At 52.8% G+C, this 25,789-nt stretch carries 26 protein-coding genes; 6 read left to right on the forward strand and 20 right to left on the reverse strand.

Translation table 11 applies throughout. The features are described from left to right. The first annotated feature begins 31 nt into the window (after positions 1–31). From cysQ to ACJJH9_RS00495, 4 genes are all read left to right on the forward strand, one after another. Positions 32–871, forward strand: coding sequence for a 3'(2'),5'-bisphosphate nucleotidase CysQ (cysQ, locus tag ACJJH9_RS00480; RefSeq protein WP_444923942.1), 840 nt, complete (start codon positions 32–34; stop codon positions 869–871). Between the two features lie 79 nt (positions 872–950). Next, on the forward strand, positions 951–1,154 hold the full coding sequence (locus ACJJH9_RS00485; protein ID WP_444887470.1) for a hypothetical protein: 204 nt from the start codon (positions 951–953) through the stop codon (positions 1,152–1,154). A gap of 299 nt (positions 1,155–1,453) precedes the next feature. After that, on the forward strand, positions 1,454–1,711 hold the full coding sequence (locus tag ACJJH9_RS00490; RefSeq protein ID WP_252083702.1) for a type II toxin-antitoxin system HicB family antitoxin: 258 nt from the start codon (positions 1,454–1,456) through the stop codon (positions 1,709–1,711). A 122-nt stretch (positions 1,712–1,833) separates the two neighbouring features. Continuing rightward, positions 1,834–2,472, forward strand: a complete 639-nt coding sequence (locus ACJJH9_RS00495) for an outer membrane beta-barrel protein (protein ID WP_444923943.1) — start codon at positions 1,834–1,836, stop codon at positions 2,470–2,472. 91 nt (positions 2,473–2,563) lie between these two features. Here ACJJH9_RS00495 and ACJJH9_RS00500 read toward each other — a convergent pair whose 3' ends face one another. The 10 genes from ACJJH9_RS00500 to ACJJH9_RS00545 form a co-directional block, all read right to left on the reverse strand. Then, entirely contained in the window at positions 2,564–4,720 is a 2,157-nt protein-coding gene (locus ACJJH9_RS00500) for a TonB-dependent copper receptor (RefSeq protein WP_444923944.1), read from the reverse strand. Positions 4,721–4,956: 236 nt separating this feature from the next. Next, the gene (locus ACJJH9_RS00505; protein ID WP_444923945.1) at positions 4,957–5,433 is read right to left on the reverse strand and encodes a hypothetical protein; all 477 of its coding nucleotides are present in this window, start codon (positions 5,431–5,433) and stop codon (positions 4,957–4,959) included. Between the two features lie 169 nt (positions 5,434–5,602). Continuing rightward, positions 5,603–6,220, reverse strand: a complete 618-nt coding sequence (locus ACJJH9_RS00510) for a 2OG-Fe(II) oxygenase (RefSeq protein WP_444883072.1) — start codon at positions 6,218–6,220, stop codon at positions 5,603–5,605. A 111-nt stretch (positions 6,221–6,331) separates the two neighbouring features. After that, entirely contained in the window at positions 6,332–7,729 is a 1,398-nt protein-coding gene (locus tag ACJJH9_RS00515; RefSeq protein WP_444923946.1) for a DUF58 domain-containing protein, read from the reverse strand. Beyond that, positions 7,726–8,730 (reverse strand): AAA family ATPase, encoded by a 1,005-nt coding sequence (locus tag ACJJH9_RS00520; protein WP_444889141.1) that lies wholly within the window; start codon positions 8,728–8,730, stop codon positions 7,726–7,728. Before ACJJH9_RS00520 ends, ACJJH9_RS00515 begins: the two co-directional genes overlap by 4 nt. Continuing rightward, entirely contained in the window at positions 8,727–10,034 is a 1,308-nt protein-coding gene (locus ACJJH9_RS00525; RefSeq protein WP_444923947.1) for a DUF4350 domain-containing protein, read from the reverse strand. The genes ACJJH9_RS00520 and ACJJH9_RS00525 overlap by 4 nt, the downstream gene beginning before the upstream one ends. Further along, complete coding sequence (locus tag ACJJH9_RS00530; protein ID WP_444923948.1) at positions 10,024–11,619, reverse strand: DUF4129 domain-containing protein; 1,596 nt, start codon at positions 11,617–11,619, stop codon at positions 10,024–10,026. The genes ACJJH9_RS00525 and ACJJH9_RS00530 overlap by 11 nt, the downstream gene beginning before the upstream one ends. Beyond that, the gene (locus ACJJH9_RS00535; protein ID WP_444910737.1) at positions 11,609–12,580 is read right to left on the reverse strand and encodes a stage II sporulation protein M; all 972 of its coding nucleotides are present in this window, start codon (positions 12,578–12,580) and stop codon (positions 11,609–11,611) included. The genes ACJJH9_RS00530 and ACJJH9_RS00535 overlap by 11 nt, the downstream gene beginning before the upstream one ends. A gap of 6 nt (positions 12,581–12,586) precedes the next feature. Next, the gene (locus ACJJH9_RS00540) at positions 12,587–13,270 is read right to left on the reverse strand and encodes an RDD family protein (RefSeq protein ID WP_444903369.1); all 684 of its coding nucleotides are present in this window, start codon (positions 13,268–13,270) and stop codon (positions 12,587–12,589) included. A 29-nt stretch (positions 13,271–13,299) separates the two neighbouring features. Next, entirely contained in the window at positions 13,300–14,043 is a 744-nt protein-coding gene (locus ACJJH9_RS00545) for a hypothetical protein (protein WP_444889146.1), read from the reverse strand. A gap of 170 nt (positions 14,044–14,213) precedes the next feature. Between ACJJH9_RS00545 and ACJJH9_RS00550 the strand changes: the two genes are divergently transcribed. After that, on the forward strand, positions 14,214–14,831 hold the full coding sequence (locus ACJJH9_RS00550; protein ID WP_444923949.1) for a DUF2939 domain-containing protein: 618 nt from the start codon (positions 14,214–14,216) through the stop codon (positions 14,829–14,831). 2 nt (positions 14,832–14,833) lie between these two features. After that, positions 14,834–15,211 carry a DUF2237 family protein gene (locus ACJJH9_RS00555; RefSeq protein ID WP_252083689.1) on the forward strand — a complete coding sequence of 126 codons (378 nt, stop codon included), beginning with the start codon at positions 14,834–14,836 and terminating at the stop codon, positions 15,209–15,211. Positions 15,212–15,294: 83 nt separating this feature from the next. Here ACJJH9_RS00555 and ACJJH9_RS00560 read toward each other — a convergent pair whose 3' ends face one another. The 10 genes from ACJJH9_RS00560 to ACJJH9_RS00605 all read right to left on the reverse strand — a co-directional run bounded on the left by ACJJH9_RS00560 (position 15,295) and on the right by ACJJH9_RS00605 (position 25,783). Further along, the gene (locus ACJJH9_RS00560) at positions 15,295–16,299 is read right to left on the reverse strand and encodes an AgmX/PglI C-terminal domain-containing protein (protein ID WP_444923950.1); all 1,005 of its coding nucleotides are present in this window, start codon (positions 16,297–16,299) and stop codon (positions 15,295–15,297) included. Position 16,300: 1 nt separating this feature from the next. Beyond that, positions 16,301–16,822, reverse strand: a complete 522-nt coding sequence (locus ACJJH9_RS00565; protein ID WP_444887456.1) for an ExbD/TolR family protein — start codon at positions 16,820–16,822, stop codon at positions 16,301–16,303. 1 nt (position 16,823) lies between these two features. Then, positions 16,824–17,351: an ExbD/TolR family protein gene (locus ACJJH9_RS00570; RefSeq protein WP_252083687.1), complete on the reverse strand. Its 528-nt coding sequence runs from the start codon at positions 17,349–17,351 to the stop codon at positions 16,824–16,826. An 11-nt stretch (positions 17,352–17,362) separates the two neighbouring features. Beyond that, the gene (locus tag ACJJH9_RS00575; protein ID WP_252083686.1) at positions 17,363–18,031 is read right to left on the reverse strand and encodes a MotA/TolQ/ExbB proton channel family protein; all 669 of its coding nucleotides are present in this window, start codon (positions 18,029–18,031) and stop codon (positions 17,363–17,365) included. A 236-nt stretch (positions 18,032–18,267) separates the two neighbouring features. After that, positions 18,268–18,546 (reverse strand): hypothetical protein, encoded by a 279-nt coding sequence (locus ACJJH9_RS00580; protein WP_444923951.1) that lies wholly within the window; start codon positions 18,544–18,546, stop codon positions 18,268–18,270. After that, a complete protein-coding gene (locus ACJJH9_RS00585) occupies positions 18,546–19,196 on the reverse strand; it encodes a tetratricopeptide repeat protein (protein WP_444923952.1) in 651 nt (216 codons plus the stop codon). Before ACJJH9_RS00585 ends, ACJJH9_RS00580 begins: the two co-directional genes overlap by 1 nt. Continuing rightward, positions 19,183–22,050, reverse strand: a complete 2,868-nt coding sequence (locus ACJJH9_RS00590; protein ID WP_444923953.1) for a tetratricopeptide repeat protein — start codon at positions 22,048–22,050, stop codon at positions 19,183–19,185. Before ACJJH9_RS00590 ends, ACJJH9_RS00585 begins: the two co-directional genes overlap by 14 nt. Next, the gene (locus tag ACJJH9_RS00595; RefSeq protein ID WP_444923954.1) at positions 22,043–24,139 is read right to left on the reverse strand and encodes a hypothetical protein; all 2,097 of its coding nucleotides are present in this window, start codon (positions 24,137–24,139) and stop codon (positions 22,043–22,045) included. The genes ACJJH9_RS00590 and ACJJH9_RS00595 overlap by 8 nt, the downstream gene beginning before the upstream one ends. 6 nt (positions 24,140–24,145) lie before the next feature. Beyond that, a complete protein-coding gene (locus tag ACJJH9_RS00600) occupies positions 24,146–24,670 on the reverse strand; it encodes an AraC family transcriptional regulator (RefSeq protein ID WP_444923955.1) in 525 nt (174 codons plus the stop codon). A gap of 111 nt (positions 24,671–24,781) precedes the next feature. After that, entirely contained in the window at positions 24,782–25,783 is a 1,002-nt protein-coding gene (locus tag ACJJH9_RS00605; protein ID WP_444923956.1) for an FAD:protein FMN transferase, read from the reverse strand. Positions 25,784–25,789 lie beyond the last annotated feature (6 nt).

Below are 25,789 nucleotides of genomic sequence, written 5' to 3' on the forward strand. Positions count from 1 at the left end.
CTCACCACACCTGAAAAATAAGGGAGTTTTAATGAATAAGGCATTATTGGAGCAGGTGATTGCAATCTGCAAAAACGCCGGTGAAGCTATCTTAGAGGTTTATCACAGCAGTGCTGAGCTGGAGGTGGACACCAAGGCGGATGACTCGCCGGTTACAGCCGCGGATTTAGCGGCACACAAAATTTTAGCCCCTGCTCTGGCGCAGCTGATTGATGGTGTACCGGTATTATCGGAAGAGCAGGAAATGCCATCATTTGCCGAGCGCAGCCAGTGGCAGCGGTACTGGATTGTGGACCCGCTGGATGGCACCAAGGAATTTATTCGTCGCACTGGTGAGTTCACCGTTAATGTGGCACTTATTGAAAATGGCGAACCTGTGCTAGGGGTGGTGCATGTGCCGGTACTGGATATCACCTATGCTGGCGGCAAGGGTGATGGCGCCTTTAAGCGCACGGTATCCGGCGATACAGAAATTCATGTGCGCCCGCTGAAGCCGCGCCTGGAAGCTGGCGATGCAGTGGAATTGGTTGCTAGCCGCAGCCATGGTGCCGGCGCCGTGGATCAACTGGTAGAGCGTATCGAATCCAAATTGGGTGCGGTGGTCTGTAAAAACATGGGTAGCTCTCTCAAACTGTGTCTGGTGGCTGAAGGGGCCGCTGATCTCTACCCGCGGCTCGCACCCACTTGTGAGTGGGATACAGCCGCAGCCCAGGCGGTGGTTGAGGCTGCCGGTGGCACAGTGGTGGACGATTCCTTCAAACTGCTGCGTTATAACGGCAAAGACTCCTTGCTGAATCCGTTTTTCTATGTGATCGGTGATGCATCTTACGATTGGCAGGATTTGCTAAATGCAGAGTCTCCAGTGAACTAAGCTTGCCATGCCCCCACTTCGGTGGGGGTTCTATTTATTTTTTTATCAATCTTTAAAACCAGCACAAAAGGCCGGTGTTATGCCTCTTCAGGTGAGCCGCAAAGCTTCAGATCTGAATGAAACCCGCTGTTTACGCAGACAGCTGGAACAGGAGATTGCCTGGTTACAGCGGCAGCAGGATGCCCTGGTGGAGCCGGAGGCAGAAAATCAAAAATTCCTATGGCGCACTCTTAACGGCATGATTTTTTCCCGTAGGGCACTTCTCGGAAGAATGCCGCGCTAAATTTTTCGTCGTTCGCACCTTGATAAGGTTTAAATGTCGCAGTGGTTAGGTTGTTTGGCGTCGCCCCTCCAACAACCATTCCGGTTAAATAATGCAATCCCTCGCAATGAGGTTCAGCTCCAACCTAGACAATAAATTCAAAAATTAATTATTCAGCTTTCGGTTTATTCTGAAGTAATAGGTGCGGTTGCGCAGGGTTTATTTTATTGGGGAATTTGTTGATTTTCCTTGCCATATTTCGTTCGCTGTTTTGAAACCCGTCTACGCTTTGGAAAGCCAATGTATAAGAGAATTTTCTAATGCGCTATCCGGTTGTGCTTCACAACATTGAATACGCCGGCTTTGGTGCCATAGCACCCGACCTGCCGCATTGTCACTGCTATGCAGAAACTCTGGATGCCGCTCTACAAAAAATGGCGGAGACTATTTTTCAACGCCTGGAAGAATTACGGCAAGCTGGAGAGCCGATGCCGCAGCCTCAAGACGTCGACAATTTGCGGGATAACCCAGCATTTGCCGGTGGTATCTGGGCCATTATTGATGTGGAAAGCCTTTAAGGATCATTATCCATATAAATTTGGCATTCGATTCGGATAAGTTTCTGAGGTGGATAACCATGACAGCTAAGCTTTGGTAAGGGGGATGAATTAAAAAGCGTCGTGCTGCAAGGATGGATGTAATGAAGACGGTGTTATGTGTCTTGGCCTTACTGTTATCACCATTGGTCACTGCAGTCGAATGGAATAATCCTTTCGATGGTATTGAGTCGGGTGAATATCGAATTATTACCACGCTGGGACTGGGTTCAGGGGAATTACAGCTCAATGATCAACGGGATTTTTTTGGTTATGTCAGCGTTGGCGTGACACCCGCCGTGGGTGTTTGGCAGGTGAATTTACAATTTTCCCGCTTTGATGATAATCACGTGCGAATTAATCAGGTGGGGCTCAATTTTAAAGTGGATTTTACCCTGAATTGTTACGTTCAGTGTCTCTACTGGATGGCGGGGTGGAATTATGCCGATGTTGATCTGAATGATGTGCGTAAATATGGTTATTGGTATCACAATAAAGACAAGTGGCACCTGTATGATATTTATGACAAGGATAAAGACTGGTATTACGACGGCCATTATTACCATGTGATCGATGCCAGTGGCAGCGATTCTTTCTGGAATCTTGGGGTCGGCTATCGGTTTATGTGGAACCAGGATTTTGATACTTCCATAGAATACAACTACAACGATATTAATTCTGTCTACCGAGTGAACCTTGGGCACTTACGTACTTTAAGTCTTAATTTTTCCTATCGCTTTTAACTATAAATTTATGTTAAGCGGAAAATTTGAGGTGTTTCCCGCTTAACATACTATGTCCGGTTTTTAAGACCAGTTAATTAGTCATCGTGTTTTAAATACGGTAAATGGTTTTTATCCATAAGGTCCTACCGGGCTCATTAACCCTATCCAACTGTGGGAAGTTGGGAATTTCCGCACCCGCACGGCTGACATGTTCTGCATAGGTTTCATCTAGTAAGTTATCGACCCCTGCAGTGAATAGCAGCCGTTGGCTTGGGCGCCAACCTGCGTTAATTGACAATACGTCGGCGGAATCCGTGGGCCCAAAGTCCTGTCCGATAATGTTACCCTTACCGATATCGACGCGATCCTGGCTGGCAATAGCCCGCCACAGAATACCCGCCGACCACTGAGCTTGCTCATAGTGCAGCCCCAGGCGTGTTTCCAGTGGGGGCAGTTGGGCCAGGGTGGTATTGTCTGTGTCGTTGGCACCACGCACTGAAGTGACCGTAAATTCGGTGCGCCAGTTTTCGTTTAATTGATAGCTGGCATCTAGTTCTAGTCCCCAGGTGCGCGCCTGAATATTGCGAATTACCGCAGCGGTACGCTTATCCCCAGGCTCCCCCATATCCATTGCGTTGCCCATCGAGGACATGGTGCCCATGCCTGACATCACCGCAGCCTTCTGGTAATCATTCTGTACTAATAGGTAGTCGCGGACATCACTGGCGAAAGCGGAAATACTGGCAGACAATTTTTCAGTGCGATAGATAATGCCGATATCCAGTTGACTGGTTTTTTCTGATTCTATATTGAGTGCGCTATAGGAATCTGCTGCTTCGCGGGAAAATATTTCCCAGTAATCCGGGAAGCGCTCACTGTAGCCGAGCCCGGCGTAGAGGGTGGCAGAGCTGGTGGAGGTACTTGGCAGCGCCAATTCATAGCGTATAAAACCGCTGGGCAGTTGTTCTGAGCGGCTCTCACCAGCGGTGGGGTTATCGACCGAGGACATCATCGATAACGAAATCGTCTCGCGCAGGTCGCGTACTTCCCAGTCATCCAGTCTGGCGCCGGCGATCCAGCGTTGATCCGGAGCGAATTGCCAGCTGGCTTCGGAGAAAATGCCCAGTTGGGAAAATTCCGCATCCGTATTCCAGCTGCGCTGGCGGTAATCAACCATCGTCTGGTTCATGCTCATGCGTCCGCGGTGACGGTTTTCCCAGGTATCCAGGCCTGCTGTCAGCTCAAAGTTATCCGCAGGATTCAGCTGCAGACTCAGCTTGGCACCAATGGTTTCGCTGTCTAAATTCATGACGACTGGATTGGCAGCCATTCCCGAGGGATTACGCAGGCTGTAATTATCCATGATGTGATCGACATAGTTGTAATAGATCTGCACTTCGATGGTATTCAGCAGAGCGCCGATATTGCTGCGCCAGTATTTGGCTTTGTAGCTCTCGCGTGCAAATTTACTGCCATCTACTCCACGGTCGGCATAGGCCGCTTCGGCATCGCTAAAAGCTGTTTCGAATTCCAGGCGGTTGTCATCGTCGGGGGTCCAGGCCAGATTGGCTTTGCCACTCCAGCGCTCATAACCGGAGTGCACCCGATTGCCGTCGCCATCCTCATAATCATCCGCAGAGGCAGAGGTTGCCGAACCGCGCAGGGAAAATTCTGGAGTTTTGTAAGCCAGGTCAAAGAGCCCGTCTTTTCGATCGGCGCTGCCGCCAAGCAGGCTCGCATGCATATCCCATTCGGGTTCGCTCGGGCGCTCCCGCTGTTGGTTGAACAGCACTACCCCGGCGGAATTGCCCGGTCCGTGAGTGACGCTTTGGGGGCCTTTAATCACCTCTATTTCGTCGAGGCTTTCGGGGAAAATATAGGCGGTAGGTGGGTCCATACGGCCGGGGCAGCCACCCATAAGAGACTCTCCATCCAATAACATGCCCAGGCGCGAGCCCCCCATACCGCGCAACAGCGGATCGCCACTGGTGCCGCCTTTGCGCACCACGGAAAAGCCGGGAATGGTATTTAGGTAATCGGCGCCGTCGTTAGCTGGTAGGGGCTGTCGAGGCATTTTCGGGTCCGTCAGTAGGTTGAGCGGCAGTTCGGTTTTTACTCCGGTGACCACCATCTGCTCCATTTCCCCCTCTTTTTTTTCATTTCCCTCACTGGCCATTAGGGAAAATGGAAAGGTGCAACCAGCAATAATTGCCAGGCTCAGTGGTGTGTGTAATGGCTTTTTCTTTTGGAGTTTAACTTTTCGCATTGTGACTTATCCGTTTCTGGGCCGAAGGTCAGGCACGGCCATGGGGAGCGCGGTAAAAATAGCGCGCACGGGTTTATTCCCGCCGGCTAAGCAGCGGGAATTCCAGTTTTTTTAGTGAAGCGGGTCTACGGCTGTTGCAATATCCCAACCAGAAAAATTACCGGCAAAGGTAGTGCAGCGAAGCGCAGAAACAGGCTTCGACTATTTAGTTTTTGAAAAATAAGAAAACCGAGGTTTTAAACTGGAGGGGCGCGGATAAGGGGACGGCTGTAGTATAAAGAAAGAGCGGTGTTAATGCCGTTGCTGAAAAGGGGGAGAATATTCCCCTCGCTGGCGAAATGCAGGTCTAAAGCAGGTACATGGACAAGACTGGCAGCGGCGGAAAAATTACAGTGATTGTCGGCAAAAGAATGCGCGGTCAGTGCATCGTGGTTGTGCCCACTGTGCCCACTGTGCCCACTGTGCCCACTGTGCCCACTGTGCCCACCACCATGGCTGTGATGATGGTCCTGAGCCTGGCTGGCCAGGGCATTTAATAACAGAGCGCTGCGGCTGTCGCCGTGGCAAAAATCGTAGGGGGTGCCCGCCGAAAAAGCGGCGGGCATAAACCCTGCGGGAACCAAACCACGGGCACTGAGAAACACCAGTAAAAACAGCAGTGCCTGCCACTGTGGCAGGTGAGGGCGGTTTTTACGGGTGCGCGGGCGACTCATAAATAAGGTTCTTGAAGTTACCGGGATAGACTTAATAAATTCCCGAAGGCAAGTGGCAACAGATTACCCGCTGGCTGTAAAAAGTGCCACTATCGGTAACAAATTTTTCTGTTTGCAAGTTAATTAATTTGTACAGTCGCATTCGGATAAAACTATTATCCGATTTTTTTTAACGCAAAAGAGATTTTAAGCGTGCGCTGATGCCATGAAAAAACTGATGTTTTTTCTTCGCTTTATCACCGCTTAAAAAATTGATTTGGATTGCCTGTCGTTTGCCGACAAAACTAGGGTAACCATGCCAACAATTATCCGTTACCTTAAAGGCCACCAGAGAGCCCGGTCCCGGTAGTAGTTCATCACTGTAGTCGTCCAGGCTCTTGCCGCTGCGCAGGATACGCAGGCGTCCAGTGGGCGCAGACCAGTCGTTGTTCAGATAGATCAATACGGTAATGAGTTTGGTTTTGGAATCCGTATGGATACGCCCATCTTTGGCTCGGGAGTATCCGCGCAGGGTGGCCATCATCGGTTTATCAGATAGATCCAGCGCAAATTTTTCACCGAGAATACTTCGCACCTCTGTGCTGCCAAATTGTTCGACAAAACTGCGCAAGCGTTCCGAAGTTTTGACATCCTCGATATTGAAGCTGCCGCCTTTGTCTAGAGGAGGGAAGTCTGCGATCAGGGCGCTGGCCTCATCGGAGGCCAGGGAGCGCTCTAGGTAGAAATGGGGGAAAGGGGAAGTCTTTACTTCGGCACTGCTGAGTCGCTCGATAGTGATTTGGGACATGGTCAATTTAAGCTCCCTATACTGTGGGATTATTTTTTTAGGACATCGTTAACATCACTCTTCGGTTACCTCTTACATCAAATACTTTGAATTCCCGGCTTTCATTACCGGTTAGATTTTGCCGCTGCGTTTCAAACGCCAGTAGGCTTCCACTAGCGCCTGGTGCAAAAGCTCCGGACGGGAATCCACCACTAGTACATTACAGGCTTGTAACTGTTGCAATAGGCGCGCACGGCGACGAAGAAAATCCCGTGCGGCTGCGCCTTCGACGGCCTCGGAAAAATCCCCGACAGGCTTTTGTGCCATTCGATCTACGGCGGTCTCCCGCAGGCTCGCCACCATCACTAAGTGATTGCGAGTGAGCAGCCGCACTGCGGTGAGCAGTTCACTGCTGTCTTCATCGCGCAGGTTGGTAATTAGAATCACCAGTGCGCGGCGCTTGTGGGCACCCAGCAGTTGCTGGGCGGCGCCGCTGTAGTCCGCGCTGCCAGTGCCGGAGTGCAGATCGTAGACATTGTTCAGCAACAGGTTGATGGCGTTCGCACCCTTTACCGGTGGCAGTTGCCCGCCGGAGCTGTCCTGTGCGGCGGCGAAGGCCTGCAGACCCACGGCGTCGCCCTGCTTTATCGCCACATAGGCGGATAGCAGCAGGCCATTGAGGGCATGATCAAAGTGACTCAGTTCGCCATCTTTGGCGCGCATGCGCCGACCGCAGTCGAGCATATAAATAATTTCCTGATCGCGCTCGTCCTGGTATTCACGGCTGATCAGTTTGTGCAGGCGTGAACTAGCGCGCCAGTCTACCTGGCGCTGGCTGTCGCCCTGGCGATATTCACGCAGCTGGCGAAAATCCATGCCTTCGCCGCGGCGCTGCTGCTGATGCAGGCCGAGGTGGCGCAGGGTTTGCTCGGTGGAGAGCGCCTGCAGGGAGGAAATGCCGAGAAAATTGGGGTAGACCTTTACCGACTGTTCGCGGCCGAGCCACAGGCGTGTTTGCCAGAGGCCCCAGGGTGAGTCGGCGAGTACCTCGATTCGGCCAAACTCGGCGCTGCCGCGGCGATGGGGCACCAGACTGTACTCAATGGCAACTTCCTGATCAGGCTCCAGCAGCGCCCGGCGTGGTAATCCGTTGCTGCCCAGCTGTTCTGGTACGTTGTCACATACCGATAGCTTCAGGGCCCTCTGGCCATGGTTGCGCAACTTCAAATGAGCGCAGTTGCGCACGCCCAGGGCCAAATTGCCAGGCAGTTTGCGCTCGCCCTCCAGGCCCAGAATCTTGCGTCCGGTGAGGAAATCCAACAGTGCCGCGCTGATCAGCAATCCCCCAACTGTCCACCAGAGGGACTGCAACAGCTCCGCAGATTGGGGTGCCCAGATGCGCGCGGCGCTCACCGTAAGCGCAGCTAGGCACCAGTAGCCGAGGAGCTTCACCAGGCGGTGGCTGGGCCCGGGCCTTCCGAGCTGAGGTTTTGCGTATGGAACCTCTGTCGCAGCGACATCCTGTGTCACAGTCGTGGCGCCTCGACGCTATCGATAATCATGGCCAGAGCACTGTCGGTGGTCTCGCCATCGATTTCCATATCTGGGGACAGGCTCACGCGGTGGCGCATGACAGGGATCGCCATTGCCTTGATATCGTCGGGCAGTACAAATTCCCGCCCCTGTAACAGGGCGCTGGCACGTGCGGCCTGCAACAGGCCGATACTGGCGCGGGGACCCGCTGGGCTGCGCAACTGGTTGGCGTCGCGGGTGGCGCGCACCAGGCGCACGGCGTAATCCAGCACCTGCTGGTCCAGGGCTACCTGGGGTACCAGGGCTTGCAGTTGTTGCAGTTGCTCCACGGTTATCTCGCCGGCGGACTTCTCTCGCAGGTGCTGCTCGATTCGGCCGCTGCTGGCGGCGGCGGCCAGTTTCAGCTCGGCCTCCAGGCTGGGGTAGTCGATCAGAACTTTGAGTAGGAAGCGGTCCAGCTCCGCCTCCGGCAGTGGATAGGTGCCCTCTTGCTCAATAGGGTTCTGGGTGGCCAGCACCATAAAGGGGCTGGGTACGGGAAATGCCTTGCCATCGATTGTGACCTGCTTCTCCTGCATCACCTCGAGCAGGGCCGCCTGGGTTTTGGCCGGGGCGCGGTTGATTTCATCCGCAAGCAGTAAGTTGGTAAATACCGGGCCGCGGCGCACTTCGAAGCGGCTTTCGCCCATGTTGTACATGGCATGGCCGGTCACGTCAGCTGGCATCAGGTCCGGGGTGAATTGGATGCGGCGGAAGTGACCGCCAAAGCAGCTGGCCAGGGTGCGCACCAACAGGGTTTTGCCGAGGCCGGGTACGCCTTCCAGCAGTACGTGGCCGGAAGCCAGCAAGGCCACCAACACCTGTTCGACGACCTGCTCCTGACCGATCAGCAGGCGGTTGATATTGTTGCGTAGCAGTTGCAGTTGGGCTGAGGCAGCCTGCCAGTCCGGTGCCTCGGTGTGGGTTTTTGGTTCTGGGTTCAGGGTGGTATCACTCATAGGACTGCCTCTATACGCTGCAGATTGCGCATTTGTTCGGTAAAGGTTTCTTCGCTGGTCGCCGGTGTGCCCCAAAGGCAGGCGACCAGTTTGGTTTCACTGAGGCCGGTGGCATCACTGAGGTGCTGGCACAGTTTGCGCTTGGTCTTGGCGTTGGCGTCCGCAGCGCCGAGCCGGCGCAGCAGCTCTTCGCGCTGGCCGCGCAGTAACCGTTCGCACTGGTCGTCGCGCCAGTAGTAGTGGCCGCAGGCGGAGATATGCTCCAACAGTGAGCGCCGGGCAATTTCAGGCGGTGGTTGCAACGGGCCAAAGCGGCGCGCATGTAGAACCAGCCAGCCGAGCAAGGCGAGTAGGCCGGAGATAAAAAACTCAGAAGCGTACTTTTTCGCTAAAAAACCCAGGGAGTCGAAACGAGGGCGGGTCAGAAAGACGAAATCGCCACTTCCGGCCAAAAGCTGCAGGAAATAGGCGTGGTCGAAATGGCCGATTCGGTGGGATTGCCAGATAGTGTTATCGGTCAGCAGGGTGATAACCCCTTGACCCCGCTCAAATTGCATAAAAGGCACGGCTTCGTCTTCGCGCCATACCTTGGCGAAGAACACCGGTGCGCCCTCAGCGCTGCTGTTATCGATCCCCTCGTGATAGAGCAGTTGGCCTGCGTCGAAATGTAATTGAATCTCAGCCCCACCGGCGGTAGGCAGAGTGATCAAGTCTTCCGGTTCAACATCAGGGTTGCGGGGTTTTTTCTTTTTGGTCTCGGCCTGCTCTTCGGCTTCGTCGATTTTGCGATTGTATTCGCGCATGGCCTCACCGGGGCTCTGCTCCGGGCTCAGTTCGGCATCTTCGCCCAACAGTGGCTGCAGGGGATGCTCAAAGCGATATTCCTCGTGGCCTTCTACGATGGAGACGCCCAGGTTTTCCAGCAGCCAGTCGCGTTCGGCACTGCCTCCTTCCTCGGAATCGAACCCTGCAGTACGTGCCACTACGATGGCGTGTCCCCCGCTTTCCACCCATTGCAGTAGCTCCTCAACCCGCTGGGAGTTGTATGCTTGGCTGGAGTTAGCGATAAACAGAGTCGCATTTGGGGACAGCCCATTCAGGATGGAGATATTTTCTGCCTGGCGCGGTTCCAGCCCCACTTGCGCCAAGTAGTGCTCGGCCGCCAGAAACAGATTGCGCCGCGCCTCAGGCCCCCAACCGCGATCCTTTTCTTCTGTGTAGCGTTCAAAAAAGGTGAGAAATAACCATACCAGTGCCGCACAGAGCAGCAGGGCGAAGCCAATTACTAGACGTTTAACGGTCATTGCCGAACACCTCCTGCCACTGTTGGCACAGGCCGCCCAGCTGCTCATCGGCGGGGGGGCGATGAGCATAGGCCAGCTGTTGCCAACTGCCGGTGAGTTGCTGCACAAACTGGCTCAATGGGGCGCTGACTGGGCGCAGCGCTTCCTGTGGTGATCGTTGGCGCTGGCTTACCAGCTGGGCACACTCGCTTTCGGTAAGGTGGTCGCCAAACTGGAACTGGAAATCCTCAATTAAATGGGACAGGGTGGAACGATACAGGAGGCCGAGACCGGCGCGTTGATCGCCGGTCCGCCACAGGCGCATCACTTCCGCGCATACGTCGTCGGGCAGGCTGGACTGACGTACATCGAGTCCGAACAGGGTTTCTGGCGCTACCGGTTTTGTTTTGGGTTTGTGTTGCCAGCGCAAGCTGTTGAGGATGGCTTCGCGGTGGCGCCACCCCAGATAGAGCAAGCCGGCAATCACGCCAATCCAAAGTAGTAACTCAATGGGCTTGGCGAGCAGTGCCCCCCAGTTGATGTCTGAGGAATCATCAGCCTCCTGAGAGTTTTGCATAAGCCATTTGAATAGCCATTCGAATAGCTCAATGATCCACTCGGGAATTTTTCCTCGCTCTTCTTCAATTTTTTTCAGGCGCCAGCCGCTCTCCTGCTCAATGCTGTGAAAATCCTCTCCGGCGAGAATCTCGTCAATATGTTGTTGCGCTTGAGCCGGGGTTTGCAACGTTTCCGCATAGGCCTGTGGCGCCGGTGCCAGGGAGGTGCCGGCCAGGACGCACAGTAACAACAGAGCGGCTAGGGGGGAGGTGCTAGTGGAGGTCTTTTTACCAGCCCGTTGAGTGTGTCGGTAGCGCTCGACCAAATCGCGGAATTGAATCTCGATATCCCAGCCTTCCAGCTCGATGCGCCGGCCGATATACAGGCAAAAGCCGCTGACGATATAAAACGGCGCCACCGCCGCCATAATAAGTAAACAGAGAATATTGGATGCCCATTCCAGTGCCAGGGTCTCGCCGCGAATCAGTGGAATCCATTGGATATTTGCCACAATCTGCTCGGGAATAAACAGATAAATCAAGATAAAGGCTGCGATCAGGAAGAAGGATTCCAGGTGAATACCAGTCAAGGTCAGCCAGGTGGCCGCACCGGAGTGTTTGCGGTGCAATACACTGATACGCGCGCTACGAGCCGTGCCTTTGGATTGCTCCAGTACAGTGACCGGCATATCAAAAGAGCGGGTCGGGCTCAGGCGACGGAGGGTGATCCAGGCGAGCCAGTCGGTGCGGTTGTGGCGGAAAAACTCTTTGAGTGCTGCCAGTGCAGATACCGGTGCGCCGAACAGAGTGCGGCTGATCATGAACAGCGGCAGGCGGTCAAACACCGGTTTTAACCACCAGAGAGCGAACAGTGACCAGCCGGGATGAGCCGGGAAGAACCAGGCTAAGGCACCCAGTACCAAAGCTGCCGGCAACAACCAGACCAGAAACATCGGCAGCCAGTGCTTGCGTGCCAGGGCGACACCCAGATCGATGGATTCCCAGGGTGAGCGCAGGCGTGCCCTTACCGCCATATTTTTAATTTGCATGGCTGGAATCCCCGCGCCCAGCCAGGGCGAAGTAAGCGAATACCAGCAGCCACAGCAGGGCGCCGAAACCTAACTTCATTGTTATGGGCGTGGTAGCGCTGGAGGACCAGAAGGCTTCGAGGAAGGCGGCGATCACCAGCATCAGGAAAGTGCCGTACATGATTTTCATGGCCTCGACACTGGCCAGGCGCAGTGCCACAGAACGGCGGTGTTGTCCCGGCTCTACCAGCGAGCGCCCTAACAACAGGCCAGCGGCGCCGGCCAGTACTATGGCGGTCAGCTCAAAGGCGCCGTGGCCGATCACAAAAGGGTAAAACGTGGAGACAAATCCCACTCGCGTGATATGCCCAAAAGCCGCACCGATAAATAGCCCATTAAAGACCAGGAAAAAGATGGAGCCGAGTCCGAACAATATGCCCCCGGCAAAAGTTCGGAAAGCAATGCCGATATTGTTCTTGATATAGAAGCCAAACATGGCCAGATCGGTATCGGAGCCGCGCTCGCGCCCCAGCACGCGGTTGCCGGGATCGTACATTGACTCCAAGGATAATACGTCTCCTGGCGACATCACCGCATAAATCAGTGCGTCGTTATTGTAGGTGCCGATGCCCATCACTAGGGCGGGCAGTAAAAACAGTGCCGTTGCCAACAACACTACGCGGCCATTGGCGCGCACCGCCTGGGGAAATCCGGCCAACAGATAGTGCAGCCAACCTTTGCGGCGCAGAGTTTGCTGGCGGTAAACCCGGTGGTGGGCCGCTGTAACCAGCTTGTTGAGGTGGTCGATCAGGCGGCTGGTATATTGACGCTCTTTGGCCACCGCCAGTTGCTGACACAGCTCCCGGTAGACGACCGGAAGATCCAGGGCGCTCGCCTGCGTGCTTTTGCTATCGCTTTTCAGCCAGGCTTCCAGCTGTGCCCAGCTGTCGCGGTAGCGATTCTCAAAATCTCTCTGTCTCATAACCCCTCAGCCCCTGCCGCCCAATAACCAACTACCTACAGAGCGCAGGTATTCCAGTGCAGCGCTATCTCTCTTCTCGGTAACGGGTTCGAGCAAATTGGCCAGCTCTTGTTGGCGCGCTTCGCTCAGGTCTTCGTGGCGTTCCAGTAAACTGATCAGGGCCAGCTGGTCCTGTTGTTTGAAATTGCGCGGTGGTGGAAGAGGCGTTGTATCCGGCAGGGCTACAGGCACCTTGTCCTCGTCCTTGTAGATCACCAGGGTACCGGCGGCCAAGTCACCGAGACGCTGGAAGTGTCGCCCGAGGGTCATGGCAATAACGCCGGTGGCGTAAGCGAAAGGGAGAAAGTCGGCAAAGCGCAAAAGGTTGCGCACTATGGAAGCACCCCAGGAGATGGGGGTGAGATTGTCGTTGACTACCATCAGGCCGAAGGCCTTCTTACCCGGTGTCTGGCCGCCGCGCAGCACTTCGAAAAACACCGGGTAGAACCACTCCAGCAGGAAGGAGCAGACCAGCCAGATTCCTATACCGGCGGTTTCGGCAAAGGCCAAACCTATACCCAGAGCGGTCAGAATTAGGGTGCGGTAAAACACATCCACGGCAAAGGCGAGGATGCGCGGCACAGGCCCTGCAGCCCGTGCACGCAGATCGATACCCTCAGGGGTTTCGACGTTGTAGGTGGTATCCAGCAAGCTACCAATCCTGTTGAGTAATCAATAAATCAAGCTTTGCTAGAGCCGCCGAACACTTGGCGATAAGCGATACCGTAGGCCACGGACATCAATGGCAGAGCAAAAATCAAGCCGATTAAGAAAGCAAAGCTTCCTACCAAGTAAATAGCGATGAGTAGAATCAAGAAACCGAAGAAGGTGAACCAGTTGTGAGTAATTGCCTTGCGCGAGGCTTCCATAGCCTGCCAAGCCCCCATATTTTGATCGACAATTAGTGGCAGAGCCATAATGTAGGCAACCATTAGGTAAACGCCTGGAATGATAAAGAGGGTGTAGCCTATAGAGATCAGTATGTAGGTCAGAATAGATACGAGTCCCAGGGGGATGATTTTATCGAAGTAGGCAAACACTTCGGTCCCGGTCGCTTTTTCTCCTCGTGCAATCTTAATTCCCGTCATGGCCATACCTGCCATTAGAGGAGCACACAGCGCCACTAATGCAATAGGGCCTACAAGAGTCAAAAGTAGGAATGATCCAATATCAAAGGCGCCTAATAATGAGAGGCCAAAGAGCGAGAACAGTATGAACGCTAATGCAAAAACACCCACAAAATAGAGTATCAGGCCAATCCAGATGGTGCCGAGGTTGTTTAGTGAGAGTTTCCAGCCCTCGCTGATGGCATCGCCAATTGAAAAGGAATAATCTCCGGCAAGCCCCTTTTCAACAGAACCAAAGTCATTACTCTCTTCCCTGCCGGCCAATTCTGCCTGGGGGGCCTGATAAATATCACTCATCCTGTTTGATTTCCTTATTAAAAGTTAACGGATTGGGATGTGCAGAGCCTTGAAGACGAATATCGCACAGGCGCGTTGTGGGAACAATGCCACGCCAGTACAGCGGCAAATTAGGTGATGAATCTTTCTCAGCATAAAATTCCCCTTAGACGTAAAGAGGAAAGGTAATAATGAAGAAATTTCTATGGGCGGGGGCTGTGATAATAATGGTTATCACAGCTGGATATGTGGCACTGCCCTTTTATGCAATGGAACAGTTGCAGCGTGCGGCGCAAATGGCGGGTGCGCAAGAGCCAGAAAAAAGGCGAGAGAGTATCGATACGCTGGAACGCTACGTAGACTTTCCGGTATTACGTGACAATTTAAGAGTTCGTTTACAGGAACAGCTGCGCTCTTCTATAGGCAATTCAATTCCACAGGAATTTGATGAGCTACTAACCGCCGGTGCGAATTTTGTCATAGGGCCATTAATGCAACAGTTTGTAACCCCAGAGGGGGTCGCAGCCCTGTTGCGTGGCGGTGAGGACTTACAGGGGATGGAACGAAAGTTGTTTGGCCAGGACACAGCACCCCAGGCAGATTCCTATCCGCAGACCCGGCAAGATTCTGAAGAAAAGCCTGAGAGCAGTTGGAGACGTCTCAAATGGCGTTTTACCGATATTAACCACCTGAGTGCGGATTACGGGGAGGCCAACCGGGCAGAACTGCGGTTGATTATGCAGCGCAATGGGCTGCATTGGCAGCTGGTGGATATCGAATTACTCAATGGCACCGAGGGGGAAGGTTGATAATGGAGATGGATAGTTCGGTTAATGTGTTTGGCGATGCACTTATTCCCTGCAGCCTGGCACCAATGACCGGTTTTTTTCGCGACGGCTGCTGCAACACCTGCAAAGAGGATCAAGGCTCCCACACGGTTTGTGTGGAAGTAAATGATGAGTTCTTGGCATTTTCCCGCAGCCGTGGCAACGACCTGAGTACGCCGATTGAGGAGTACGGGTTTCCGGGGTTGGCTCCGGGAGATCGCTGGTGCCTGTGCGCCGCCCGCTGGTTGGAGGCCCAGCAGCAGGATAGGGCACCGAGAGTTTTTTTACAGCGTACCCATGTGAAAGCTCTGGAGATAGTACCTCTACAGCTACTGCGACAATACGCTGCAGATTTGAATTAATCAGTGCGGAAAAGAAATTGGCACAGCGAGCAAGCTGTAAAGGGTTGCTCCGCTATGCCAATGTCATTTATCCAAAACCCCAATCAGGATGGCAGGAAGTCGATGGAGTAATTGCGGGTTGTGGCTTTAACATCCGCAGAACCAAAGTTAATCATGCGGATCCTCGCCAGCAGCTTGCGCTCCAGGGCGGGGTTGTTCAGCTCACTCTCAATCAACTTGATGGACGAAATAGTGCCGTTTGCTTCAATCACCAGCTGCACGGTAATTTTACCCTGCAGGGTGGGATCACGGCGTAAGGCACGGTCATAGATCGCATTGATTGCCGCCTTGTTGGCCTCCATTATGCCGCGAATGGCATTGTCAGTTCGCGCCAACTTCTCACCTCTGACTCTCCTGGCCGCCTGCTTGGCGGAGCCTTTTGCCTGAGCCTGCTCAACCCGGGTGGTTTGTCGGCCCGCCAGTGATACGCCTCCGGTGTCAGTGCTGATACTTTCGGCCCGGACTCCACCGCTTGAAGTTTTGGATTTGTCGCTGATCATATTGCGCTGTGTTTGTGCGGCAGTGGCGTTACCGGCACTGAGCTGACCGCGGGTAACTTCACCCGTATCAAAACTCTCACGCATATCCAATAAATCGTCGGCCAGGGCATTGATGCCGCTGCTCGCCGCTTTTTCCCGCGCTTTTTGTATAGTGGCAACAGGGAGTGTCTCTACTTTACTGGGCTCGGGTTTCGGAGCCGGTTTCGGCTTTTCCTTCTCGACTTTTTTAGGTTCTGGTTTTTCTTTGGGTTTCTCTGCGTCAGGTTTTTTTTCCTCAGGCTTTGGTTTGGCCTTGGGTTTGGGCTTCGGCTTGGGGAGCTCCTTTTTCTCCAGGATAACCTTGGCCAGTTGTGGTGGCACTCGCTCTGCCTGTTCCCGGGTCAGCTCCGGCACTGGAGCAAAGGTAACGATGGAACCGCAAACGGCGAAGACAATAAGCCCTGCACGCAGGAACTTTATAAAGCGCTGGTCTTCCTGGTTGGAAGCAGACCAGGGCAACAGGGTTTCCTGTAGTTGCCAGGGGGCATAGCGGCTGGTTGCAGTGCTCATATCAGCTTTCCACCCCCGCGGGATCTATTGGTGCTGTCTGCTCAACAGCAAAAGAGATATCGCGGTAATCTGCCTGGGCGCAGGTCTGCATAATCTGTTTGAGCAACTCATAGGGAACCTGCTCGTCACCCATAATGGTGACCGAGCGTCCCCTTTGTTTTTGCTCGTCGCTGAGTTCACCGGCGCGTTCGGCGCGGTACTCCAGTTCCTTCAAGAGGGGCTCGATATTTTCCTTACCAGCGTCAATATCGTTAATGCCCACGATCATGCGATCACCAACGAATAATTGCTGATTATTGACCCTCACGACCGTAGTAACTTCCGGCTTTTGCTGAGAAGTGGACTTGGGTAGCTTGATAGTTTTGTCTGTTTGCAAAACCTGTACATCGCTAGTGGAGTTCACCAACAGGAAAAATACCAGAATGGTGAAAATGTCCATTAGAGAAACCAGATTGAGCTTCGATTGCTGTCGTTTCTGTCGCTGACGCCGCTCCTGTAATTTGGCGGCTGCGTTAAGCATCATTTTATTTCCCCACTACGGTTGTTTGCTGGGGGGCATCGCCCAGGGAAATCTGTGGGAACAACTCGGCATCGACGACTGATGCGGCAACTACTGCTCGATAGCTGCGTGCGGTATCCATAGCTGCCACCAGGGTTTTATAGGATGTACCTTTTTCCGAGAGAATGACCAAGTCGTCTTTCTCGATGGATTTTTCCCTTAAGTTACGCTTTATCTGCTGCAATATCAGGGAAACCGTTTCCATATCTGGTTCACCATCGGTATTCTCCACTCGCCTGACTAGTTGCCCGGCCGGGTAATTGATATCAACATGTGCGGTGCGTAATACCAGTTCCAACTGTCGATTTTCCTGTTCAGTTGCACTACTGCTTCCATCACTGATGCCAGGAAGATTGAGTTTTAAAACTGAAATATGGGAAAACACCATATTGAGCAGCAGTACAGGAACCAGGATAGTCATCAGGCTCATAAAAGAGGTGATGTCCAGCTCTGCTTCCTCATGTCCACGGCGACGAATATTTAATTTCAACATGGCGAGAGCCCTCAGGCATTCACTGCGCGCTGCTGTTCCGTTTTTTGTGGGCGGCCCATAGTCAACAGGTTTAGGAACTTTACTCCGGCCATCTGCAGGCTATCTACAATTTCATTGGTCTTGTTTTGTAGCATGGAATTAAATAGCAGAAGGGGAATTGCTGAGATAAGCCCGAATGCGGTGGTATTCATTGCTACGGAGATACTGGTAGACAACATAGTGGCTTTTTCCGCAGGGTCGGCAGCGGCTACAGCGGTGAACGCTGCGATAAGGCCCATAATGGTGCCTAACAAACCGAGTAGGGTAGCAATATTGGCCAGGGTAGCCAGGTAGTTGGTGCGCTTTTCCAGGCGCGGTACTGCTTCGAGGATGCCCTCTTCGATTGCCAATGCAATATTTTCCTCGCGCTTGGCGAATTGCAGAGTATTAATACCGGCGGCGGCAATGCGACCCATCGCAGCATCGTTGTCCCGGGCCAGTTGTAGTACATTTTGATAACTGCGTTTTTGCAGTAGCGGTAATACCTGCAGATAAGCGCGGCGATTGGCGCTCTTAGCGCGGGAAAGAAAAATCCAGCGTTCCACTACCATGGCGAGGCCGATAACCAGCACCAGGGCAATAGGGTACATAAAAGGGCCGCCAGTCTGGAAAAAGCGCAATAACGCCTGAGTAAATTCCATGATGAGTGTCTCCACAGAAGTAAGTGTTTAATTAGCGATATTTTTTTGCCAAACGGCCATTCCATGGTCATTGGGCATGATGATGAATATTGTGGAGTCGGATGAGGGCTCTACAATAAACTCCTGATAAGTGAAATACCTGCGGTGGCTTATCCCTGCTCCACTGGAGTACTGAGTTTCAGCAAAAAAGCACGATTACATTAGTTTGTGGTGCTTGATGAGTATTATTATTTTTTCTATTCATTTTTTTCTTCAACAACCGGCTTGGCACTGAGCAGTTGAATTTCCCGTTTGAATTCTGAGAGCTCCTGGTGCTTGAAAACGGTATTAAAATTTTGGGCCAGAGAACTATCAAGGCGCTGCAGGCTGTCGGCTTGCTTCCAAGGGATGATATACAGCACTTTGGGCTGTTCCTGACTACCGATTACCGTGGATTCCAGTGTGGTAATTTCATCCGCACGGGCGGTGAAGCAGGCGCATATTACGGACATTAGAATGATTAATTTATCTCGCATCAGAGTCTACGCTCCAGTTCCAATATCCAAGCGTCGAGTAATTTGTCTCCTTGTTCTCGACTGCTCTGGGCCAAACGGTATTGCTGTAATGCCTCTTCCGGCCTGTTTAGATAGAGGTCATAGAGAATACCCAGATTGCGGTGCGCATCGCTAAAGTCCGGCCAAAGGTTCAGCGCCTGCAGGTAGCACTGTTCGGCCTCTTCGAAACGGCCAGCGTCGCGTAGTAGTGCAGCCAACTGATTCCAGGCAAATACATTACCGTCATTGACCTCAATCGCCTTGCGAAAGCTATTTTCCGCATGCTCGGCCTGTTCACTTTTCTTCTGTACTATCCCGAGGTTTAGCCAGGGGCCAGAGAGTTCTGGCCAGCGTTCAATGACCTGCTTTAGCTGCTGCATTGCGGTTGAGCTATCTCCGTTGTTAAAGCTCTCGTGTGCCTGAGCCATAGCGACGCTGGCCTCTTTGGGAACCCGCTTGGCATCCGCCAAATAGGGGTTTTCGGTAATTACATGCTCAATTGAGGCGTCCTTCTGTTGAGCATTTTTACCAAGTGGAAGGCTGCCACAGGCGCTGAGTGTCGCCAGAATCAGTAGTGTTGCTGTGAAGCGAAAAATACCACTGGGGCAATTGCGCAAATCAATGCAGTGCATGGCTCCACTCCAGGGTTGCTTCCGGTTTTTTATAGCGTGCGGGTAACAATTCGCCGAGTGAGGCAAAACTACGTTTGACCCAGTCGTCGTAAATTCCATCACTGGTGCGCTGAATATTGGCCTGATGCAGCTCTATAGCCTTTTCCTCGAAGGGGAAGGCCTGTTCTTCCAGTAGGATTTCGTACTGCTCCAACTCAAGGTCATTCAGGTTATTGGGGCGTTGAGATTCCATCAGGTCACGGCTGAGCTGTCGATAAACTTCAGCTAAACGGAAATTGGCCTGGGTGGTGAATTCCGCAATTTCCAGCTCGAGAACCTTGCGATAATCGGCCACGGTGGTTTTCATCGCGCGCTTTTTATTGGCGAGACTGGTTTTTAGCGGCAAGTGCAATTTTAATGAAGCGAATTTTTCATAGCTCTGCTCTGCCAATGCGCTTTGGGAATAGGCGGATAGGTAGCGGCCCCGAGGGGATTTTTCTGAATTTTTTGCTAATTGCTGTAGCCAATAATTCTGTTTATTACGTTGATTGGTTTGCCCGTAGAGTTGCACTAACTGATATTGCGCTTCCAGACGTTGTTCAGCAGGCTTTGGCCAGAGCTTGTTGTAGTTACGGTAACTCTCAATGGCACCTTGATGCTCACCTGCTTTTTGCAAGCTTTCCGCCGCGAGGAATAAGGATTGGCGACGTACTTCTCGGTCGGGATCATTTTGTGCAAGTTGCAGTAATTCGCCGGCTGCAGCGGCAGGCATTTTCAAGGCTTCAAAAATAACTACCGCCTTGGCGGCGAGGGTAGGTGCCAGCTGATGTGCAGGATAGAAACTCCGGAAGTCTGCAAGTTCAGCACTGGCACGCTGCCACTGCTGTAATTCCATCAGGTAATTGATCGCGTCATACTGGGCGGTGGCTGCAATTTCGCTGCGTCCACTCTTCCTGATTCGCAGCAGGTGGTGCAACGCCTCCTCACTGGGAATCTCTCTGCCATCCTCGGTGAGTGCTGGTTGCGCAAGTGCCAACTCTGCCTGCCTATAGATGGAAAGTTGAAGTTGCTTGCGTGTGTCCTCGCGCAAATGGCTGTCCTTAGGCTGTATATTCAGCGCACGGGTATAGGCTTCTTCCGCAGCCATATAATCTTTCAATGAAAAGTGACTGTGAGCCAGGATCATCGCGATATTTAATTGCTGAGCCTTATTCGCTGGTGGCTGCCACTGATCTGCAGCTTGTGCGGCGGCAATAGCCTCGGCAAAACGTGACTGTTGTAGCAGCTTATCTGCGGCAGATAGTTGTACTGGTAAGGCCCTTTTATCCTGCGGCCAGCTCTGGGCAAATTTAAGGCTGGCCTCAATGTTGCGATCCAGCCACAGGATTTTTTGCTCGGCATCCTGCCCCGGTGTTTCTTTATGCACTTGTGCCGAGCTAAGAATGGCTGCATAACCAGCCTCCGCACCATGCTTCTTGTCTTGATATTCCCAGGCTACCTGGCTGTATGCGCGCCAGGCTCCAGCGTAGTCGCCAGCCTGCTCGAGACATTCGGCCATCAGGAAGACCATTGGTGGAGTGCGGGGGTCCTGTGGAAAAGTCTGTGAAAACTGCCGGTAGAGTTCCGCTGCCGCTAGGTAAGCTTTGCGAGACTGAGCTTTGAGCTGCTGTTTTTGTTTACTTTTATTAGCCGGTGCCTTGGTCGCTAACTGAGCAAGTTCCTGCGCGCGCGCGTGGTCAAATTGGGCTAACTCCTCAAGCCAGGGGCGCAGTGACTGTGCCAGGGCTTCGCGCTGACTTGTCTCTGCCTGCTGCCAATACTCACTGTGAATACCATAGCGCTGTACAAATTCCCGCTTGGTTGGAAGCACCTCATCGTGTAAGCCGCCATTTTGCAGTGTTTCAATAGCTTGCAAATGTAATGATGGCGCTTCAGTGCTATTGGGGTAGTGCTTAACAAAAGCCAGATAGGTATCCGCGCTGTTGCGGAATAACTCTTTTTCTCGATACCAATTGCCCAGAGCGCTGTACAGCAGGTGCTGATAACCTCGTGGTTTGCCATCGGGATTAAAGGACTCGATAGCTTCGGCACCGCCCAGGTAACTAAAATTCAGGGCCAGGCCACGAAGGCTATCCTCGCGCAGGCGCTTCTGGCCCAGAGGTAACTCTGCTTCGCTGGCACGCTGCTGCAGAATATCCAGAGACTCGAGAAATATCTCCGTGGAACGGCGATAATCGCTGGATTTAAACTCTGACCAGGCGAGCATATAGCGGGCATTATCGGAAAATGGACTTTCGCCCTTCTCCAGCAATGCGCGGAAGTCCCGTGCCGCTGCCGAATACTCCTTGCGATTGAAAGCCGCTTCGCCTCGGCGGAATAAAACCTCCCCCATAAACGGTGAGTCAGGCGCGCCCTGGGCGATGCGCTCCAGTGCTTGCAGCGCGCCTGGCATTTCGCCATCCATAGCACGAGCTCGCGCCAAACGATAGAGAATATAGTCGTCTCGAGGGCTCTCTTTGGCGAGTGTCTGGTAGTGCTGCACCGCACTGGCAAAACCGACTGAAACTTCCGGGTTATCCGCCTGATGTTGCTCCAGTCGCTCCATTTCCAGATCGGCCAGGCGCAAACGAATCTGTGCGCGAATCTGCGGGTCTGGCTGGCTGGCCAGTGCTTGTTGATAGCTCTGCACGAGAGTGGCGAGATCAACCGATATCAACTCAGGGTGAGCTGATACAGGTTCTTCAGTGGAAGCAGCCGTGGCCGTGGGCAGATCTGCAAGTGTCAGTGCGGACTGATTGCTGCAGGCGGTACTGATACAGCAGATAGCGGCAGTGAGCAGACGCAGGGAAAAGCTTCTGGAACCAAACCTATTCACTCTGCCCCCCTTCATTATCGGGCAATAGGGCTTCTGCGGTCTTTTCCTCAGTTATTTTCTCTACTGTGGCATTGCCTTTTTCGTGAGTATTTTTGCCATCTTGCGTTTCCACCTGAGTATTTTTCTCAGGGTTTTTTGGCGGAGGCTGGCTGGCGGCCTCTAGCATGGAGGCATCCTGTAAGCGCGCGATAGCGAGGCGGGTGTGGGCCTGGTAACTGTGAATCCGCGACTGCTCTCGCTCCAGCTCAGCAATAATATCCCGGCGTAGGGCAGCCTCAACCTTTGAAGCCGTTTTGGCTATGGCTGCTCGTTGGCCGGATAATTGCGCCGCAGTGCTAGCCAGTCGCTCTGTTAGCTGGGTCAATTGCGGTGCGCGGCCCACTTCTACAGAGGTTTTACCTAGTTGCTTCTCACCATCGCGTAAGCTGGATTCGAGTAGTTGCAGAGTTTTGCGCTGTTGCCACAAGCGGTGATGATACTGTTCGCTGGCTTGCCATAATAAAATGCCACGGGCTTTAGCCAGGGTCTCGCCCTGGTAGTCGGACCCCTTACCGTTACTGCGCATTAGTTGATAGCGTTGCTCAGCGCCCTGGAGTATCTCCAGCATCTCGAATATCTCACTGTTATTTCCACCCTCCCCGTTGCTGGTAGCTTCGAGCAGAGTCAGTGCGTCACGCTCCCCTTCTATTTGGGCCAGGGCATCGTTGAGATTGCGGTAGTGTTGCTTGGCGATTTGCAGTTGCTGGTCAAACTCTGCGCTCTGGTACTGCCCGATGATGCCGGAGCGCCTTTGGTGACGCTCTTCGATCAATGAATGCAATTGTGGAATTTTTTGTGACCAGTCATTGAGTACCCTATCCATCTGCTGCAGGTCGCGGAGCTCCGACAGGCGCAGTTGGAATTGATCGCTCTGTAAAATGGGTAAGAGAAAATGCTGGTTGTCCCGCAGTAAGGGTGCGGCTTGAGCCAGTTGTAGCCAGCCGTAGCGTTGTGACTGACTAAATTGGCTGGCATCCGCCAGCGGTTCTGAAGACAGCTTCCGCTGTAAGTGCTGCAGCTGCTGCAATGTGCTCTCGAAATATGTGGCTGCATCACTATAGGCGCTTAGGGCTTTATTGCGTTCAGCCTGCTTTTCATAGGCATAGGGCAGGGCGACCCTTGCCTCCCGTGCGGCGGGACTGTGTTGGTGTTCTGCCAATAAAAAACGCAGGGCATCTACCCCCTCCTGGTATTGCTCGCTGTTGATCGAAGACCAAGCGAGCCCGAGCAGAGCTTTGGTTGCCCAGGGAGTGTGCAGGCGCACTTGGGAAAATTCAGCTTGGGCCTGGGAAAACTGCTCTGACAATGCCATAGCGTAGCCAGCGCCGATATGCGCTTTGTCCGCGAGTATCAGGATATCCTCTGAGGGTTCATCCTGCTCAGTCGCCAGTGTGCTTGCGAAGCGATATTCCTCGGCGGCGGCAACTAACTCTCCTCTTCGGGCTAAGGCTGCGCCTAGATTGATATGCCCGAGTAGGCGCTCTGACAGCGACAGATCGGCTCTTTTAAGGAATTCCTGGGCTGTGGAGATTTCTTCACTGCGCAAGGCCAGGTTAAGGGGGAGGGTAGAGGAATCTATGGCTCCAGACTTTTCCAGATTTTTTGCCGCTAAGGAAAAGTCACCCTGCAAATAGTTCAGCTCTGCCAGTTTCAGCCAGGCTGCCTGGTGCAGTTTGGAATCTGTATCTTGGTTGCCGGTTTGAAGCTGTAGTTCGAAAAGTTCGGCAGCGCGCCGATGCAGACCAAAACTGAGGCTGATTCCCCCTTCGATCAATGCGGCACTGTCGCGGTGAACTTTAATTGAATCACGTTGCTTGGCGACAAGCAGGGTACTGAGGGCATCGAAATTATTGCCTTGAAAGTACTCATACAGGGTTGCCCCGTAGGACATATCCTGAGCTTGGCGATACTTTTTGTCTTCGGATTGCGTCTTTTCCTGAGGCGCTGTTCCTTCCGAGGTAACTTCGGTCTCGGTGCCATAAGCAGGCAAACTGGCACCTAGCAAAGCGACACTGAGGGATATTATGCGGGAGAGGGGCCGGTAGCTCATGGGTAATCAGGGCGTGGGCCATTGAATGAGTTCAAAGTCCGGCTGTTGTTTGCCGGTTTTATCTGAGATGCGTAATTCGATAACAACGGGCTCATCGGTCTTTTCCAACTCTAGAGTAGCGCCCCGCTTATACTCGCGTCCCTCTGGTCCAAGACCGGTAAAGAAAGCGGAAATGGTGTAGTTACCAGATTTCAGGTTGCTTTTGTGCAGGGGTTGGATACCACCGCGTACAAGGGCACTGCGTTGGTGATCGGTATACAGATGGCTGGCTGTGAGTTTATTGTCGATATGTAATTTCACAGCGTCCAACTGAAAATAGTGACCGATATCCACAGAAACATAAAAAGCCACTTGGCTTTGTGCCGGGTAGAGCAGGTCTTCTTCCAGGATTAATAAATCCCGGTTTAACTTAATAACATCACGCTTTAGATTTTCCAGCTTTTCAGCAGAAAAAGACTCTTGCTGAGCCTGAGACGCTGCGCCTGTGAAGAGGGCGAGTGAGAAAATAAACAACTGGAGAACGCGTCCCATGGAAGGCCTTTCGCTTGCTTTTGGCTTTATTGTGTAATGGGCGCAAATTATGTCAGGGGCGCAGCTATCTGGTGTGATCCCGTTGGCAAATTTTTTACGACGTTGTAACGATTATTGTAGATTTGCCAGTCCCTGACTGAAGAACAGACGTTTGTTACTGTCGATAACCACTGCTTCAAATTGGGGCAGGTGATCAATGAGTGCCAATCCTTTTTTCTTACCCAGCACAAATACACTGGTGGAAAGTGGATCGGTATCAAAACCCCTTGGGCCGATAATACTGACACTGATTAATTTATCGCTGTCTCCAACAGCTGTGTCTGCGGGCTTTCCGGTATTTGGATTGAAAATATGATGTATACGCTCTTGCTGTTCATCGATAAAAAAGCGCTCGTAGTCACCGGAAGTTGAAATGGCAATGTCGCTCAGGGGGATTACTGCGGCACTTTTGCTTTTTTCTCGCGGGTGACGAATGCCTACCAGCCAAGGTTCACCGCGTTTATCGCCTAGCATACGTGCATCGCCACCGGCGCTGACACTGGCACAGCAGACTTCAGCCTGTTCGAGAATTTGAATGGCTTTATCCACAGCATACCCTTTGGCAATTCCACCCAGGTCAATTTTTGTTTCGCTGTGACCAAAACGCAGGGTCTTGGACTTTTTATTCAAATGTAAGTGACGGTAGTTCAGCGCCTCAATTAGAGAGTCAGTAAGGGCGGAGTCTGCCTGTTTTCTGTTGCGGAAATCATAGTGTTTGCCGAGAGTAGCGTAGCTGATATCAAAGGCTCCATCGGTCAGGTGGCTGAACCAGAGGGACTTATCCACCAGAGAAAGCAGCTCATCGGAGATATTGACTGCGGTTTTGCCTGCTTCGCGATTAACGAGGGATAGCTCGCTTTCTGGTTTGTAAGGTGACAACTGGTTATCTAAGCGATGGAATTCCTTCATTACCTTTTCGATCAGGTATTCAGCCTCACTGGCATTCTCGTGCCAGAGCTGAAGATGGACTTCAGTGCCCATGATTGCACGCTCGGCGTAGTGCCACTCGGCCAATACTGGTGCCGCACAGAGGGCGGCACCACCTAACAGGAGAGATCGAATAAAACGCAACATCTCGGT

The organism is Microbulbifer mixtoriginis (SeqCode) (assembly GCF_052466715.1).